Raw genomic sequence first — 575 nt, 5'->3', positions numbered from 1 at the left:
GCGTCCGGGCGCCCGCAGCCTGCCGCAGCAATTCCGTCTGCCGGGCCTCGCAGAACCAGCTCGGGATATCCTGGCAATTATAGGCGATGCCCGGATTGGCCAGCGGATTGACCAGATCCACGCCGTTCCAGATGACGTTCATCAGGTTCCAGCCGCCGGCCGAGACCGGCCCGCGGTTTAGCCGGCGCGACGCCGCCGTCGCGTAATCGGAGGTGGCGGTCTGCATGTTGAACCCGGCTTGACGCAGCTGGTCGATCATCACGAGGCCCATCGGGTTCAGCAGTGCCGAGCTCTCGGAATGCAGGAAGACCACCGGCTCGTTGGCGTAGCCTGCCTCGCGCAGGAGCTGGCGGGCCCGCGCCGTGCCGGCGCCGCGGAAGATCTCCGTCCCGGCATCGCTCTGGCCGGCCGTGTCGCACATGTAGAGCGCCAGGCAACGCTGCATGTACAGCCCTTCGGGCAGGCCGAGGGAGGCCACCACATCCGCCTGATTGATCGCGAGCTGGGCCGCGCGCCGGATCGCCGGGTTGTTGAAGGGCGGCTGCTCATGATTGATCTGGAGGATGCTCATGATC

The 575-nt window shown here is 67.1% G+C and carries 1 protein-coding gene; it reads right to left on the bottom strand.

What is annotated here, in order from left to right; all coding sequences use genetic code 11:
- The coding region (locus tag AC1DWF_RS37025; protein ID WP_476843404.1) for an ABC transporter substrate-binding protein at positions 1-575 on the bottom strand (575 nt) is incomplete at both ends.

Source organism: Aminobacter sp. P4_D5, assembly GCF_056401815.1.
Note: the sequence above shows the minus strand (reverse complement) of the source record. Positions and strands in the feature narration are given on the sequence as shown.